We start from the raw sequence: 15,767 nt of genomic DNA on the forward strand, positions 1-15,767 counted from the left end.
ATCGGGTTTAGGTGAGCGCGCATTGTTCTAACCGCGATTGTTCTAACCACGATTGCTGTCACCCTTATTGTGGTCACCACTCAGCCGGTATGCTCGCCATACTGGCTGTGATTGCATCTAAACCGCACTTTTTAAGTCTCAAATTTAACCGCGATATTTACATGCTAAGGTTTAAGGAGCTGAACATGCCAAGCCTGTTATCCCGTTACCAGCAGCCTGATGCCACCGGGCAAACTCAAAATATCACGCCGGCGCGGGCGGGCTGGCAGCATGTCGGATTTACTGTGTATGAATTGCAAGCGGGCCAGCAGCTGTCGTTTGCTGCCGATAGCGATGAGCGCTGTCTGGTATTACTCGGAGGGATGGCGAGGGTCACCACGCCACATGTTGAATATTCTGCAATCGGTGAGCGAGATAACCCATTTGCCTGTGAATCGGCGCAGTCTGGCGGGCAGCATAAAAAGCCCTATGCCGTATATGTAACGCAAGGCGATAGCTGCCAGATCACCGCCTTATCGCCGTTGGAGTTGGCGGTATGCCGTGCACCGGGCAAAGGCACCTATCCCTCGCGTCTGATTACACCGGTGGATATCGGCGCGGAAGCGCGAGGCCGTGGTCACAATCGGCGCTATGTGCACAATATTTTGCCTGACACCGCGCAGGCCGATAGTTTGCTGGTGGTGGAAGTGTTCACCGAAGAGGGCTGTACCAGCTCTTATCCTAGTCATAAGCATGACACCGCCAATCCACCACACGAAACTTATCTGGAAGAAACCTATTACCACCGTATCAACCCGCCACAGGGTTTTTGTTTCCAGCGCGTGTACACCGATGATCGTTCGTTGGATGAGTCGATGGCGGTGTATGACAAAGATGTGGTGATGGCGCCGCGCGGTTATCATCCGGTCGCGACGTTGGCCGGTTACGATAACTATTATCTGAATGTGATGGCTGGTCCTGTGCGCCAATGGCGTTTTACGTGGGAGCCCGAGCATGCGTGGATCAACACCGAGGCGTATGCATAACGCGCTACTGACTCTCATCCATACAGCAAGGAGGCATACCGCCTCCTTTTTTGTGTCTATGATTTTGTGTCTGCGATTTTAATCCTTGTCATTAACCTTAACTGGCCGAGGTCGGTGCGGTAGCCGATTGACCGAAAGAAAGCAGAGTATAAATGTGACATCTCGCCGTGCCTGAGTAACAAAAAACACCGTATTCCTGTTATAAATAAAAAAGCCATAAATCGGGCGGGAAAGAGTTTTTATTTTTTGTACTCGACATCTCACTTTCATGCATTAGCAGATGACGATTTATTATTCCCTCTCCATAATGAGTTTGTTCACTGAAATAGATATATTTTAGGGTGAAAATAAAATGGCTAACTCAAATCAGTCTAAAAGTTGGGTTACACTAGACCACAAAATCGCTTTCTTTATTCCTGCTGCATAATCTCTTTGCCAGATATGCGTCATGCATCTCTGCGCCTGCATACAGTCAATTATAACTATAGTGCTCCGAAAATAATTATTTCGGCGGTTAGTGATTTATTGATTGTTAATTAACACCAGATTCGTTGTGAGTCCAATTTATCTCGAGCTAGTGGCTCGGCGGGATATTATTCGCCTATAACATTAACTTTTCGTTGCGATTAAATATTCCGTTTAATTTATCAAATTAAATAAAATAAGGTCATACCATGGAAAACTTCAAACACTTACCAGAGCCTTTCCGTATTCGTGTTATTGAGCCAGTAAAACGTACTACCCGTGCCTATCGTGAAAAAGCGATTGTTGATGCAGGGATGAACCCGTTCCTGCTCGACAGTGAAGATGTGTTTATTGACCTGCTGACAGATAGCGGCACCGGTGCGATTACCCAAGACATGCAGGCGGCGATGTTACGCGGTGATGAAGCTTACAGCGGTAGCCGCAGTTACTATGCGCTGGCCAATGCAGTGAAAGATATTTTCGGGTATAAGCTGACTATTCCAACCCACCAAGGGCGCGGTGCTGAGCAGATTTATATCCCGGTATTGATTAAAAAGCGTGAAAAAGAAAAAGGGCTGGATCGCAGCAAGATGGTGGCGCTGTCTAACTACTTCTTTGATACCACGCAAGGCCACACGCAAGTGAATTGCTGTGTAGCGAAAAACGTCTACACCAAAGAAGCGTTCGACACCTCGGTGACGGCAGATTTTAAAGGTAACTTCGATCTGGAGAAACTGGAAGCGGCGATTCTGGAAGCCGGTCCAGCTAACGTCCCTTATATTGTCAGCACCATTACCTGTAACTCCGCCGGTGGTCAGCCAGTATCTATTGCTAACCTCAAAGCAGTGTATGAAATCGCGCGTAAATACGATATCCCCGTGATCATGGACTCCGCGCGCTTTGCCGAAAACGCCTACTTTATTCAGCAGCGCGAGCCGGGCTATCAAGACTGGACCATCGAAGAGATCACCCGCGAAACTTATAAGTACGCTGATGGTCTGGCGATGTCTGCCAAGAAAGATGCCATGGTACAGATGGGCGGTTTGCTGTGCTTTAAAGATGAATCCATGATGGATGTGTACACCGACTGCCGCACCCTGTGCGTGGTGCAAGAAGGCTTCCCGACCTACGGTGGTCTGGAAGGCGGCGCGATGGAGCGTCTGGCTGTGGGTCTGTACGACGGTATGCGTCAGGAGTGGTTGGCCTATCGGATCCAGCAGGTACAGTATCTGGTGGATGGTCTGGAAGCGATCGGCGTGGTCTGTCAGCAAGCCGGTGGTCACGCGGCATTCGTGGATGCAGGCAAACTGCTGCCGCACATCCCAGCCGATCAGTTCCCAGCACATGCACTGGCTTGTGAGCTGTACAAAGTGGCGGGGATCCGCGCGGTGGAAATCGGCTCTCTGCTGCTGGGTCGTGACCCTGCAACGGGCAAACAGCATCCATGCCCGGCTGAGTTGTTGCGCCTGACCATTCCACGCGCAACCTATACCCAGTCGCACATGGACTTCATCATCGAAGCGTTCCAAGAGGTGAAGAAAAATGCCCATCATGTGAAAGGGTTGGAATTTACTTATGAGCCAGCCGTATTACGCCACTTTACGGCACGCTTGAAAGAAATTGCCCCTGCTAACGTGAAAGCGGGCGCTGAATTAGAAGCAGCACTGTAAATCTCTCTGAGCGCAACAGCAATGTTGCGCTCTTTTTTTGCGTAAAAATAATAAATCCCCCCGATAATCTGAATAATGAGAGAGCACAATATGGAACGGAGTCCCTCTTTAATAGGTGGTTCTTGTATTATTGCCAGTGTGTGTGTCGGTGCAGGTATGCTGGGATTACCCAGTTCCGGGGCCGGAGCATGGACGCTGTGGTCAATTTTGGCAATCGCTATTACCATGGTGGTGATGACGATATCTGGCTGGATGCTGCTAGAAGCCTTTAAACATTACGATCTGAAAGTCTCTTTTAACTCCGTTACCAAAGAACTCCTCGGCGAGAAAGTTAATTTCTTCAATAATCTGACCGTCTATTTTGTCGGCGGAATATTACTGTATGCCTATATCACTTCCTCTGGGTTAATTATTCAAGATTTGATGGGGATAAACAGTAAAATTGCCTCCGTTTTATTTGTGCTCTGTTTCTCATTATTCGTTTGGCATTCCACCCGCGCCGTAGACCGTATTTCGGTTATTTTGATTGCCTTCATGGTATTAAGTTTCGTGTTCGGCGTTTCGGGTTTAGCCAGCAAAGTGAATTTGTCTATCTTGTTCGACTCGGTGAGCCAAGAACATCAGTATGCGCCGTATGCGATGGCGATGTTGCCGGTAGCCCTGACCTCGTTCGGTTATCACCATTCGGTGTCCTCTATGCGCGCCTATTACGGCTGCGAGCATAAAGCCAAGCGCGCCATTTTGGGCGGTACGGTGATTGCGCTGGCGCTGTATTGCCTGTGGTTGGTGAGTATTTTTGGCAACTTACCACGCGATCAGTTTGGTCCGGTGATCCAACAAGGTGGGAACGTTGATGTGCTGTTAAAGCAGCTGGGCAGTGTGATTGAATCGGCTAGCATTGCTAAAGCTATTCATGCGTTCTCTATGGCTGCGATTCTCTCATCGTTCATTGGTGTGGGTCTTGGGGTGTTCGATTTTCTGGCGGATTTCTTCAAGTTTGATGACACCAAAGTGGGCCGAACCAAGTCTTGGGCCGTCACTTTCTTCCCACCGCTGTTGATGTCATTGCTGTTTCCTTTTGGTTTCGTGGTGGCAATCGGTTACGCAGGTGCGGCCGCCACCGTATGGGCTTGTATTATCCCCGCGTTGCTGGCGTATAAATCACGTGCTATGAAAGGTGGAAAAGAGGGCTTCATCGCACCAGGTGGCCAGCCGATGATCATTATGGTGATTCTGTTTGGTCTGCTGACGGCCGTGTTCCATTTTCTGTCTATGCTGGGGCATCTGCCGGTCTTTAATGGCTGATGGTCTACGGTGTTAGGTCATGTCACCGATGAGGTCTGGCCTAACACTGCGTTTTGTTCCGCTGTATTTGCCGTATGCGTCCCGGTATGCGGCTTTTTTGTCTCTCTCTCTTTCCCTCTCTGTTTTCCTCATAAGTTTTCCCTGTCTGACTTTTACTCCGAGTGTTGATGAGCTGTTTAATCGTCCGCCGTTAGGGTGCTCGGTTTTCTGGGGGGGATGGCGTGTTCTGAAAACTAAGCGCTGAGTCATTGCAGAAGGGCTAGCTTCATTCCTGTCAGTATGTCGCACTACACATCAGAAGCAGTAAAGTTATGCTAAAATTGTTACCATTAAGCAATACCCTCGTTTCTTGCGAATTCAAGAGCGTCGTAATGGAAAGAGGGGGACGGACACGCAGGCAAGGCGAAAACAGCCTTCGCTGACCAATATCAGGACGATGACGCAGAGACAGTTATTCTGCACTGGCGTGAGCAGTACGTGATCAGAGTGCGCATGATCAACGCGGTGTACTCGCTTTACGCTTTTATAATCAAAACCTTAATACAGCCGGACTTGCACTGTTGTCCGGTTTTCGCAGATGGAACAACATGGATAAAAAAACTGCAGTCAGTTTACTGGTGGCCGCATCGTTATTAGCCGGTTGCGCGGCAAAACCTGATCAAGCGCAAGCGAGCAGTGCGGTCGATAGCCAGATTAATGACCCGTTTGAAGGGTTTAACCGTACGATGTGGAAATTCAACTACGACGTACTGGACCCGTATATTCTGCGTCCATTAGCGGTCGGTTGGAGTAACACCCCTAAGCCGATTACTTCCGGCATTCGTAATGTGCTGAGTAATCTGGATGAGCCTGCTTCAGCAGTGAACTACTTGCTGCAAGGGCAGCCCAAAGAAGCCATTGTCCATTTCAACCGCTTCTGGATTAACAGCACCTTTGGTCTGTTAGGTCTGGTCGATGTGGCTGGCGCTGCCGGTATGCAAAAAGAAAACCAGCGTGAGTTTGGCCATGTGCTGGGCCATTATGGCGTCGGTTTTGGTCCATACGTGATGGTGCCGGGTTATGGCTCATTTACACCACGACAGGACATCGGCGGCTTGGTGGACTCCACCTATGTACCGTTGGCGCTGATCACACCATGGGGTAGCGTGGCTAAGTGGGCGTTGGAAGGCATTGATAGCCGTGCGGATGCGCTGGATAAAGATGCTCTGCTGCGTAATTCGCCAGACTCGTATATCTTGTTCCGTGACGCTTATTTCCAAAATCAGAACTTCATTGTCAGCGGTGGCCGCGCGCCGACCACTGAAAATCCGAATGCCAAAGAGCTCAACGACGTCATTGATGAAATTGATTGATGCGATGACATTGTGCTGAGAGGTTTGATGTTATGACAACATGGTCGACAGGCCAGAAACGGTCAGCCATCATTGACGCTAAAGCAAAAAATAAAGGCACCGTTAGGTGCCTTTATTTTTTTTATCCTGCAATGGCGACTGATGCGTGGATCAGAAGCGGTAAGTCACTTGCACACCGGTCAACCAGATATCACCGCTGGCTTGTCCGGTGAATGTCCCCATCATGCCCGCTTGTGCATCGTTCGCGATGTGTGGACGTGGCTCAGAGACATCCGCTTTTTTACCGGCAATGTAAGTCAATGCGGCATCAACAGTCAGGTTCGGGGTGAAATCATGGCCAATACCGGCGCTGAACCAGTAGCGATCCATTTCTGGAATACTTAAGGTACGGTTTGCACTATCAACCGCTGAGCGATCGTAAGCAACACCACCGCGCAGGCGAGTGCTATCGTCCAGTGTATAAGTGGTACCTAACGCTAAGCGGTAGCTATTACGCCAGTTTTCAACTTTCACCGTGTCATTACCCAGACCTTGGATATCAGCAACCAGTTCTTTGAATTTGCTCCACTCGGTCCAGTTCAGGCTACCGTGCACCGCCCATTGTGGGGTGATCTGATGGAATGCCGCCAATTCAGCGCTGGCAGGCAAGGTCAGTGGCAATACACCAGGATATTGACCATTGCGTTGCTGCATCGCCATATCATAAACCAGTCCTTCAGCGTGTCCGCTCAGGTCCAGTTTAATTTGTGAATGGTAAGCGGCACCGATGCGGGTATCTTTTGTTGGTTGCCAAACAGCACCGGCTTGCCAACCCCAGGCATGGTCATCGCCTTCCATGTATTTGAGGGTTTTACCGGCAAATGGTCTAGTTTGTGGCAAGGCGTTCAGATAGTAAGGCGCGCTAGCACCAATTGAGCCTTCACCTTGTACGTAGCGAACACCGGCGCCCAGTTGCCATTCGTCACTCAGTTTGTAAGCAATGTTCGGATTAAATTCAACCGTGCGAACTTTGGTGTGGTTACCAAACTGGGTGCCAGCAAAGGAGCTTTCCAGATCGGTCGACATACCAAAGTTAGAATTGATGGCTAAACCTGCAAACCAACGCTCGTTGATTGGCATTGCTGCATAGGCATTCGGGATCCACGCATCACCGGCTACATCACGAGCCTGGGTTGCGATTTTGGTATGCAGTGGCGTGGTAGTGGTGCCTTTCAGGTCGATATTCGGGTTAACGTAAATCGCGCCAGCAGACACATTCAGCGAATCGAATTGCGCCAACAGCGCTGGGTTACGGGCTTGAGCGGAAGCATTGTCAGCGATGGCGGCTTCACCTGCAAAGGCGCGGCCAAGGCCAGTAGCTGAGTATTCAGCTAATTGAAACCCTGCGGCATGGGCTTGCATTAACAGTCCACCGGAAAGCGCACCGGTAATCAAACGCGCAATATTCTTCTTGTTCATTATAAGTAGATGTCGTTGGAATGGAGAAAATGTGTATCGGCATGGTAGTGCGCTCAATCCCTAATACAAATCTTCTTCAGTAATGGGTATAAAAACAGAGTTTAAAACTATAATTTTTTAATTAAATGAAGTTTTATATCGAATGTCAGCGAATGCTTGTACGCTCAAATTGAATTTCAGCGTACAGCTGTTTTTCACGGTGTACGCTGAAATTGGTTGATTTTAAAGCGATTTTTAAGCGCGATGATGCTTATTACATGCCGATTTATAGAATCGCTGAAGTATTTTAGTTCGCTCAATAAGCTATCGATATATCAAAATGAATGGGAATATTTTGTTGCCACTGTGCGCCATTACGATGAGTTGATAGTAATGTTAGGCAGGAGTAACAGGTACAAAAAAGCCGGTCATGATGACCGGCTTTTTGCATTCAGAAAACATCCCCGAGAATGCATGGATGTATCCGATACGCGATATTAGAAGGTGTAGTTCAGACCCACGCTGTACAGGTACGCATCACCCTTGGAGTCAAACTCGGAAGGAATGGTGACTGGACCAACAGCTTGGTTCTCTTTGAAGTTAGCACCGCGGCCGTTCAGGTACGCAAAGCCAGCATCTACACTCAGGTTCTTATCGAAGGCATAGGTCGCACCCAAGGTGTACCATACACGATCCTGATCTGGGATAGAGATGGATGGATGCTCTTTAGACGCTTTCTGGTCGTAGGCGAAACCTGCACGGAAAGTCCACTCTGGGCTGTAGTAGTAAGTACCACCCAGCGCATAACGGTAAGCGGTTTCAAACTTCTCGTCTTTTTGCAGACATTCTTCCGGACGGCACTGGCTGCTGGTGGCTTTCAACTCTTTGAAAGAGTCCCAACCGGTGCGCATGATACCGTAGCTCAGAGCAAACTGTTGATTCAGACGGCTGTAGCCAGAGATTTCCCAGATATCAGGCAGATCTACTTTCAGGTTTGCTGGAACAGTGTTAAAGCCGCTTGGTGTTACTGAAGAAGTACCACGGTAGTCACCGTCGAAATCCAGCTTCACTTTAGAGCGGTAGGTCAACGCCAAGCGGTTGGCTTCGTTGATTTCCCACATCGCACCAATGTTCCAGCCAAATGCCCAAGTATCACCCTTCAGATAGGAGATCTCAGTCGATGGGGAAGGCAGTTTGGAGATGGAGCCCAGTACTGGATCGGAGCTCAGGATCCCTGCGTGACGAACCAGTTCCGCATCAGCGTATACTGCGTTCAGACCTAAACCTAAGCTGAACTGTTGGTTAACGCGGTAGGCCGCACTTAAGTTAGCGTTAACGGTAGTCAGGTCAGTTTTACCACCCAAGAAACCGGCGTTGAAATTGCTTGGGAAGTCAGTGGCCAGACCGTAGTTTGAGAACAGCGCGCCACCTAAGGCCCATTGTTCATTGATTGGATAAATAACCGCACCAAACGGCACTACGGCAGAAGGAGCGATATCGCTAGCGTTAGCGCTGTATGTTTTTCCTGGGATTTTGCCCAGAGGTGGACGAGATGTCGTGCCGTTAACATCCACTTCTGGATCGATATAGGTTAAACCACCAGAGATAGACGGCGCATCGAACATCATCATGGCGGCTGGGTTGCGGATCACGACTGCGGCGTTGTCGGCCACGGCACCTTCACCGGCGAAAGCACGACCCAGACCGGAAGCGGAGTGCTCACCAATCTGATAGCCGGCGGCGCTGGCATTGGCGGATAATAAGGCCACTGCGGTAGCCAGAGCTGATTTGGTTAACAGGTTCTTCTTGTTCATATACAGATTCTCTGTCTGTGATTATTATTTGCGGTCCCCCCTTCATGGAGGGTTGCGCGGATTGTAGGGGCTTAGCCGGTCTGCTGAAATCAGACCAGTGGTCAATATAAGCGCAAAATAACCTTTTGTTAACACTTTTTCAGGCTGTTTTGTTCGAAAAACAAACTCATATTGACCATGAGTAACGTTATCATTTTTAATTGGATAAAGATGATAATTAAAAGTTTATTGCAAACAGGTATTTATAAATATTTCAACTGAAACGTAGATATTACGCGGAATGTGAGCTGAAACGTGGATTTTTTCACGCTGATTCATTCAGATAATACATAATTCAATCTTTTGTTAACACTTGAGCAATCAAATCCAGTGCTAAAAATGAAGCACATAATTCCTGTTGGGTCAGACTGATGAGCCGTGTATGATAATCCCATACCTTATTTGAGGTTTTGGCTGTTTGATTTTATTCGGCTCACGAGAGGACCTATTTATGTCTAATGATATCTGCCGCGCACAAGAAACCGCTGCTTGCTGCTGTATGGATGTTGGCACCATTCTGGATAACACCGATTGCACTGCTAGCCTTGAGAAAGTTTTTGCGACCAAAGACGAGGCGGAAGCATTTTTGGCCAAATGGACTCAAAAAGCTCGTGATATCGAATCTGAACCGTGTGATATCACCAGCGATATCACTGAGATTGCTGATGGTTTCAAGCTGAGTGCAGATTTCTCTTTCTCCTGCCAAGCTGAAACGATGATTTTCCAGCTGGCGCTGCGTTAATCACGCGATAAACCTGCATGCGTTGCGGGTGTTGGTCGCACTGTGTAGGGCGAGGTTTTATTGCTTGTCTGCCGACACGGTAAAATAGTGAACAAAATAAAAGGCCGTATCCTTGGATACGGCCTTTTTTCATGCATCTTTTCTTAGACGCCTTTTGTTATGTAGCGCATTATTAATGCGCTAGTGAATCGGATTAATCCTTGTCATCCAGCTTGAGGCTGATTTTTGGAAAATCATCATCACGGCGTAAATCGGTGACCGGCGTACTGACTGTCGGTGCACTATTGCTGTTATAGCTGCGGATCCCACGGATTCGATGCAGTAACTGGCGCAGTGTCTGTGGATTCCAGCTGCTCTTATTATCTTTGCTACGGCGCAAACGGGTTAGTTCACGATCGATAGCATCGCCACTTGGCAATTCGGCAAAGTGAGTGAACTTGCGCCCCGGCCAACGTTGACGCGCCCATTGGCTGAGCGCACGGGTGATCTGTGCCGGCTCATGGCTGTTGAGAGCTTGCTCTAATTCCAACCAGGCTTTTTCTTCCGGCTCCGGCTCGCTTGGCATCATCAATGACAGGCGGCTCAGCTCGTTACGCAAGCTGCGTTTTTGACTGAAATGCCAGTACAGGCCACCGGCCAGTAAGAAACCACCGAAGATCGCAATGTAGCCAAAGAGGTTGGCGTAGTTCTCTTTCGGTTTCACCATCGGCACAACCGGCTGACTGAGCGCTGGATTACTGCTGATAACCAGCGGCTGAGCTGCCAGTACGGCAGTTTCGGCTTTTTCGGTCTGGGTATTCCACCAAGTTAGGCTGATTTCCGGCAGCATCACATTATTGGCGGTGCGCTTCGGCATCAGAATATGGCGAATTTCCAGCTCGGTTTCCCCATTGACGGTGCGGCGTTGCTCCACCGGTTGGGCATGTAAACTGAGTTCGGCAGGGTAGACAATCTCTGGCATCACCAGTGGCTTATCACCCAACCCACGAGCGCGCAGACGGATGGTACGGGTCAGTGGCTCCCCGACTTTCGCGGCAGTAGGCTGTGGGAACCAAGTCTCTTCTAACGAAACTTTCTCCGCTGGCAGCCAGTTGGCGGCTAAATCTTTTGGCAGTGGGCGGACGTTCAGCGTAACCGGCATGGCTTCCGCGTAGGCATTCAGCGGTGGCTGCAATTGGCTGCTACCACGCACAGTACCGCGAAAACGAATATTGCTGATGGTGATGTTACCCGGCTCATGCGCCATGATTTGATAGCGGCGGCTGACAATCTGGTAGCGGTTACCATCGCGCATTAAGCTCCAAGAGCGGTCTTGGCCAACTTGGCGCAAGGTGCCGTTGCTGAGCTCAGGCGTAGAGAGCACGCCATCGAGCAATTCGCTGGCCAGTTCCAAATCGATATCCAGATATACCGCTTCATCTGGATAGGCGACCGGCTTAGACAGGCGCGTATTCAGTACCGCTTGATCCAAGGTGATCACCGGTTTTGCTGGCTCGGCAGGTACTTCTTCTTTTTTCTCTTCCACTTTTGCCGGCACCACATTAAAGGCCAGTGGCTGGCTGGCGATGTTATCGATAGTCAGTGCCGGAATTTGGTAATTACCGGTTTGATCCTGCATCAGCGTGGTTTTCCAGCGGGTTGCCGCCGGTTGCTTTTTATCGGCAGGGATCTGGTTATATTCGGTGTTACCGACCACAAATGACTGCCCAAACAGCGGGGAGAGATCCAGCGCCTCATTGGGCAGCAGATCATCGGCGGTGATGGTCAGGGTAAAAGGTTGCCCTTGTTCCACCGGCTCTTTATCAATACTGATATCCAGTTTGGTCAGGGCCTGTGCCAGCGGGCTGAGGCTCAGGCAGAGCAAGGCTATCCCTGTTTTCCAGAGTGTTATTGAGCGCAAGGTATCGCGTACCATCAGCATAATGGTGACTATGTCCGAATCGAGTGAAATAACACGCATCCTGTAACCGGTCGATAACCGGCCACGTATCAGCACAAACAGAGCGGCGTATTGGCGACGCTGTAATGGAAACTTTTCCTAGAAAAAAGTAAGCAAAAAATATGCCTTATCTTAGAAAGGTCAGGCAAGGTAAGGGAAGTAAGGAACAAGGTGGAGGAGGTGAGTCCGCCTTATCAACTCGCGAATGCAGGCCACGGTGAGAGTTAGTCACGGCCATCGGTGGCCGTAGTCATTGTGGCTCGTGGTGCGGGTAACAATTGACACCGCGCAGTCAAAAAAATGACAGCGTCATTGTGTCTTCATTGTCGGTGTGGTTGGCCTTCTGGCTAAACACGAGGGAAAGATCTTCTACTCACCGGCTAAGCCATTTCTGCCTCAAACAGTTGTTTGAATATTGTGAACAAGAGGTTACACTCAAGGTGTTCAGGTCTGACCAGCACGGCAGACTGGCGCGCCTATTTCTGAAAGGAGTTCACATGAAAGCGGTACAAAACCTTACCACGCGTAGCGGTGAGCGTATTGCGGTGGTGGCAGGATTACGCACCCCGTTTGCCCGTCAGGCGACGGCATTTCACGGCGTACCGGCGTTGGATCTGGGAAAAATGGTGGTCAATGAGCTGCTGCTGCGTAGTGGCCTTGATCCACAACTGATTGATCAAGTGGTGTTCGGCCAAGTGGTGCAGATGCCGGAAGCGCCCAATATCGCCCGGGAAATTGTGTTAGGCACCGGAATGAGCGTTCATACCGATGCGTACAGCGTTTCACGCGCCTGCGCGACCAGCTTTCAAGCTGTCGCCAATATTTGTGACAGCATTGTCAGCGGCACGGTCGAAACTGGCATTGCCGGTGGCGCCGATTCCTCTTCCGTACTGCCGATTGGCGTGTCGAAAAAATTAGCGCGTGCATTGGTGGATTTAAATAAAGCGCGCAGTCTCAGCCAGCGATTGAAGATTTTCTCCAGCCTGCGTTTGCGCGATTTACTGCCGGTTCCTCCGGCGGTGGCAGAGTATTCCACCGGCTTATCAATGGGGCAAACCGCCGAGCAGATGGCCAAAACCTATCACATTAGCCGCGCCGAGCAAGATGAGCTGGCGTTGCGATCGCACCATCTGGCTGCGCGTGCTTGGGCCGATGGCTTGCTGGCCGATGAAGTGATGACGGCGTATTCGGCTCCGTACAAAGCGCCGCTAGAAAAAGATAACAATATCCGCAGCGACTCCACACTCGCCGATTATGCTCGTCTCAAACCAGCCTTTGATCGCCGCCACGGTACGGTGACGGCAGCAAACAGTACGCCGTTGACCGATGGCGCCGCTGCCGTCATGTTGATGAGCGAAGGGTGCGCCAAGGCGCTTGGCCTGACCCCGCTCGGCTTTATTCGTAGCTATGCTTTTGCGGCTATCGATGTGTGGCAAGACATGCTGATGGGGCCGTCTTATGCCACGCCACTGGCGCTTGAGCGCGCGGGTGTCACCTTATCCGATTTGACCTTGATTGACATGCACGAAGCCTTTGCCGCGCAAACCTTGGCTAATTTGCGGATGTTTGCCAGTGCGGATTTTGCACGCGACAAATTAGGCCGTAGCCAAGCCATTGGCGAGGTGGATATGGACAAATTCAACGTGCTGGGCGGCTCTTTAGCCTATGGCCACCCGTTTGCGGCCACCGGCGCGCGGATGATCACCCAGACATTGCGTGAGCTGAAGCGCCGTGGCGGTGGATTAGCATTGAACACCGCGTGTGCCGCCGGCGGATTGGGCGCCGCCATGGTATTGGAGAGCGAATAATGACTACACAAAGCGCATTTTCCTTAACGGTCAGGGATGACGGGGTCGGCGTACTGACCATGGATGTTCCTGGCGATAGTGTTAACACCTTGAAAGCCGAGTTTGGCGAACAGATCCGCGCGATCTTATCCGAACTGAAAAATCGTAATGATGTTCGCGGTCTGGTGCTAATTTCCGGCAAAACCGACTCTTTTGTCGCCGGAGCGGATATCAGCATGTTGGCCGCCTGCCGTAGCGCCGATGAAGCGGCAACTTTATCGCGCCAAGGGCATGCGGTGATGGCTGAGCTAGAAGCACTGCCGTTTACCGTGGTGGCGGCGATTCATGGCGCTTGCTTAGGCGGGGGGCTAGAGTTGGCGCTGGCTTGCCACGCTCGCGTGTGTACCGAGCATGATAAAACCCAACTAGGGTTACCGGAAGTGCAGCTCGGTCTGTTGCCTGGCTCTGGTGGAACGCAGCGTCTGCCGCGTCTGATTGGCGTTGCCAAGGCCTTAGATTTGATGCTGACTGGGCGCAGTGTACGGGCAAAATCAGCGCGTAAAATGGGGCTGGTGGATGATGTGGTTCCGCCGAGTATTTTACTGCAGGCCGCCGCAGAGTTGGCGTTGCAACCGAAACCGAAACGCAGTAAACCGGGCGGTGCGATGGGCTGGTTGCTGGAAGGCAACAGCGCGGGGCGTAATCTGGTGTTCAATCAGGCGACCAAGCAAACTTTAAGTAAAACCCGTGGCAATTATCCCGCGCCTGAGAAGATTTTGGATGTGGTGCGTTGTGGTTTAGAAAAGGGCGTGGCCGCCGGTTTAGAGGCCGAAGCGCGTGAGTTCGGTGAGCTGGTAATGACCCAAGAGTCTGCCGCACTGCGCTCGATTTTCTTTGCCACCACCGAGATGAAAAAAGAGCGTGAAGCGGGCGCTACGCCGCTGCCACTCAAGAGTATTGGTGTATTAGGCGGCGGCTTGATGGGCGGCGGGATTGCCTTTGTGACCGCCAGCAAAGCCGGGTTACCGGTGCGCATTAAAGATGTGGCCAGTGCGGGGATTAACCACGCGCTGCGCTACAGCTACGATATCTTGAACAAACGGGTGAAGAAGAAAATCCTGCTGCCTGCGCAGATGCAAAAACAGATGCTGATGCTCTCCGGCGGGCTGGATTACACTGCGTTTGCCGAACGCGATCTGGTGGTCGAAGCTGTGTTTGAGGATTTGAAACTCAAACAAAAGATGGTGGCGGATGTTGAACAATATTGCCGAGTCGATACCGTGTTTGCCTCCAATACCTCCTCATTGCCGATTGGTCAGATTGCGGCGCAGGCGCAGCGACCTGAAAATGTGATCGGGCTGCATTATTTTAGTCCAGTCGATAAAATGCCGTTGGTGGAAGTGATCCCGCATGCCGGCACGTCGGCGCAGACCATCGCAACCACGGTCGAATTTGCGCGTAAGCAGGGCAAAACCCCCGTCGTGGTGGCGGATCAGGCCGGTTTTTATGTTAACCGGATTCTGGCTCCGTACATGAATGAGGCGGCGCGCTGCCTGTTGGCCGGTGATAGTATCGAGCATATTGATGCCGCGCTGATGGATTTTGGCTTCCCTGTAGGCCCGATTACGTTGCTGGATGAAGTGGGCATTGATGTCGGCGCTAAGATTTCGCCTATTTTGCAAGAAGCGCTCGGTGAGCGTTTTGCTGCGCCTGACGCCTTTAGCGCCCTGCTCAAAGATGATCGTAAAGGGCGTAAAAATGGGCGCGGTTTTTACCTGTACGGCAAAAAAATGCGTAAAGGGAAGAAGCTGCCGGATACCTCCGTGTACAAGGTCCTGGGTGTACAGCCGAGTTCCAACCAAGAGCCACAAGAATTGGCCGAACGCTGTGTGCTAATGATGCTTAATGAAGCAGCGCGCTGTTTAGATGAAGGGATTATCCGCAGCCCACGCGATGGGGATATTGGGGCGATTTTCGGGATTGGTTTCCCTCCGTTCTTAGGCGGCCCGTTCCGTTACATGGATCGCATCGGCGCTGCACAGCTGACAACCCGTCTGCAGGAACATGCGAAACGGTTTGGCCAACGCTTTGAACCTTGTGAGCGCTTGTTGCAGATGGCGCAGGGGAATGAGAAATTCTATTCAGAATAATAAGATAACCTCCTTTAAAATCACTCCTTTTGTTAACCAGCC

The 15,767-nt window shown here is 50.7% G+C and carries 11 protein-coding genes; 8 read left to right on the forward strand and 3 right to left on the reverse strand.

Translation table 11 applies throughout. From position 1 onward, the window contains the following. Positions 1-185: 185 nt before the first annotated feature. From iolB to NCTC9997_RS04400, 5 genes are all read left to right on the forward strand, one after another. Positions 186-1,025, forward strand: coding sequence for a 5-deoxy-glucuronate isomerase (gene iolB, locus NCTC9997_RS04380; RefSeq protein WP_064977413.1), 840 nt, complete (start codon positions 186-188; stop codon positions 1,023-1,025). A gap of 352 nt (positions 1,026-1,377) precedes the next feature. Then, entirely contained in the window at positions 1,378-1,452 is a 75-nt protein-coding gene (gene tnaC / locus NCTC9997_RS15470) for a tryptophanase leader peptide (protein WP_071596455.1), read from the forward strand. Positions 1,453-1,699: 247 nt separating this feature from the next. Beyond that, positions 1,700-3,160 carry a tryptophanase gene (gene tnaA, locus NCTC9997_RS04390; RefSeq protein WP_064977414.1) on the forward strand — a complete coding sequence of 487 codons (1,461 nt, stop codon included), beginning with the start codon at positions 1,700-1,702 and terminating at the stop codon, positions 3,158-3,160. A 90-nt stretch (positions 3,161-3,250) separates the two neighbouring features. After that, positions 3,251-4,465 (forward strand): aromatic amino acid transporter, encoded by a 1,215-nt coding sequence (locus NCTC9997_RS04395; RefSeq protein WP_064977415.1) that lies wholly within the window; start codon positions 3,251-3,253, stop codon positions 4,463-4,465. 587 nt (positions 4,466-5,052) lie between these two features. Further along, on the forward strand, positions 5,053-5,817 hold the full coding sequence (locus NCTC9997_RS04400) for an MlaA family lipoprotein (protein WP_010862159.1): 765 nt from the start codon (positions 5,053-5,055) through the stop codon (positions 5,815-5,817). Between the two features lie 150 nt (positions 5,818-5,967). Here NCTC9997_RS04400 and NCTC9997_RS04405 read toward each other — a convergent pair whose 3' ends face one another. Together NCTC9997_RS04405 and NCTC9997_RS04410 are read right to left on the reverse strand one after the other, a co-directional pair. Next, the gene (locus tag NCTC9997_RS04405; protein WP_064977416.1) at positions 5,968-7,275 is read right to left on the reverse strand and encodes an outer membrane protein transport protein; all 1,308 of its coding nucleotides are present in this window, start codon (positions 7,273-7,275) and stop codon (positions 5,968-5,970) included. Positions 7,276-7,751: 476 nt separating this feature from the next. Further along, the gene (locus tag NCTC9997_RS04410) at positions 7,752-9,068 is read right to left on the reverse strand and encodes a porin (protein WP_064977417.1); all 1,317 of its coding nucleotides are present in this window, start codon (positions 9,066-9,068) and stop codon (positions 7,752-7,754) included. A gap of 490 nt (positions 9,069-9,558) precedes the next feature. Between NCTC9997_RS04410 and NCTC9997_RS04415 the strand changes: the two genes are divergently transcribed. Beyond that, entirely contained in the window at positions 9,559-9,849 is a 291-nt protein-coding gene (locus NCTC9997_RS04415; RefSeq protein ID WP_010862156.1) for a YfcZ/YiiS family protein, read from the forward strand. A 193-nt stretch (positions 9,850-10,042) separates the two neighbouring features. On the opposite strand, the gene NCTC9997_RS04420 is transcribed toward NCTC9997_RS04415, so the two are convergent. Further along, positions 10,043-11,809, reverse strand: a complete 1,767-nt coding sequence (locus NCTC9997_RS04420; RefSeq protein ID WP_081632794.1) for a BatD family protein — start codon at positions 11,807-11,809, stop codon at positions 10,043-10,045. Positions 11,810-12,285: 476 nt separating this feature from the next. Between NCTC9997_RS04420 and fadI the strand changes: the two genes are divergently transcribed. Together fadI and fadJ are read left to right on the forward strand one after the other, a co-directional pair. Beyond that, positions 12,286-13,596 carry an acetyl-CoA C-acyltransferase FadI gene (gene fadI, locus NCTC9997_RS04425; RefSeq protein WP_064977418.1) on the forward strand — a complete coding sequence of 437 codons (1,311 nt, stop codon included), beginning with the start codon at positions 12,286-12,288 and terminating at the stop codon, positions 13,594-13,596. Further along, a complete protein-coding gene (fadJ, locus tag NCTC9997_RS04430) occupies positions 13,596-15,725 on the forward strand; it encodes a fatty acid oxidation complex subunit alpha FadJ (RefSeq protein ID WP_064977419.1) in 2,130 nt (709 codons plus the stop codon). The genes fadI and fadJ overlap by 1 nt, the downstream gene beginning before the upstream one ends. The last annotated feature ends 42 nt before the right edge of the window (positions 15,726-15,767 follow it).

Source organism: Plesiomonas shigelloides (genome assembly GCF_900087055.1).
Lineage (GTDB): Bacteria > Pseudomonadota > Gammaproteobacteria > Enterobacterales > CAMTGL01 > Plesiomonas > Plesiomonas shigelloides.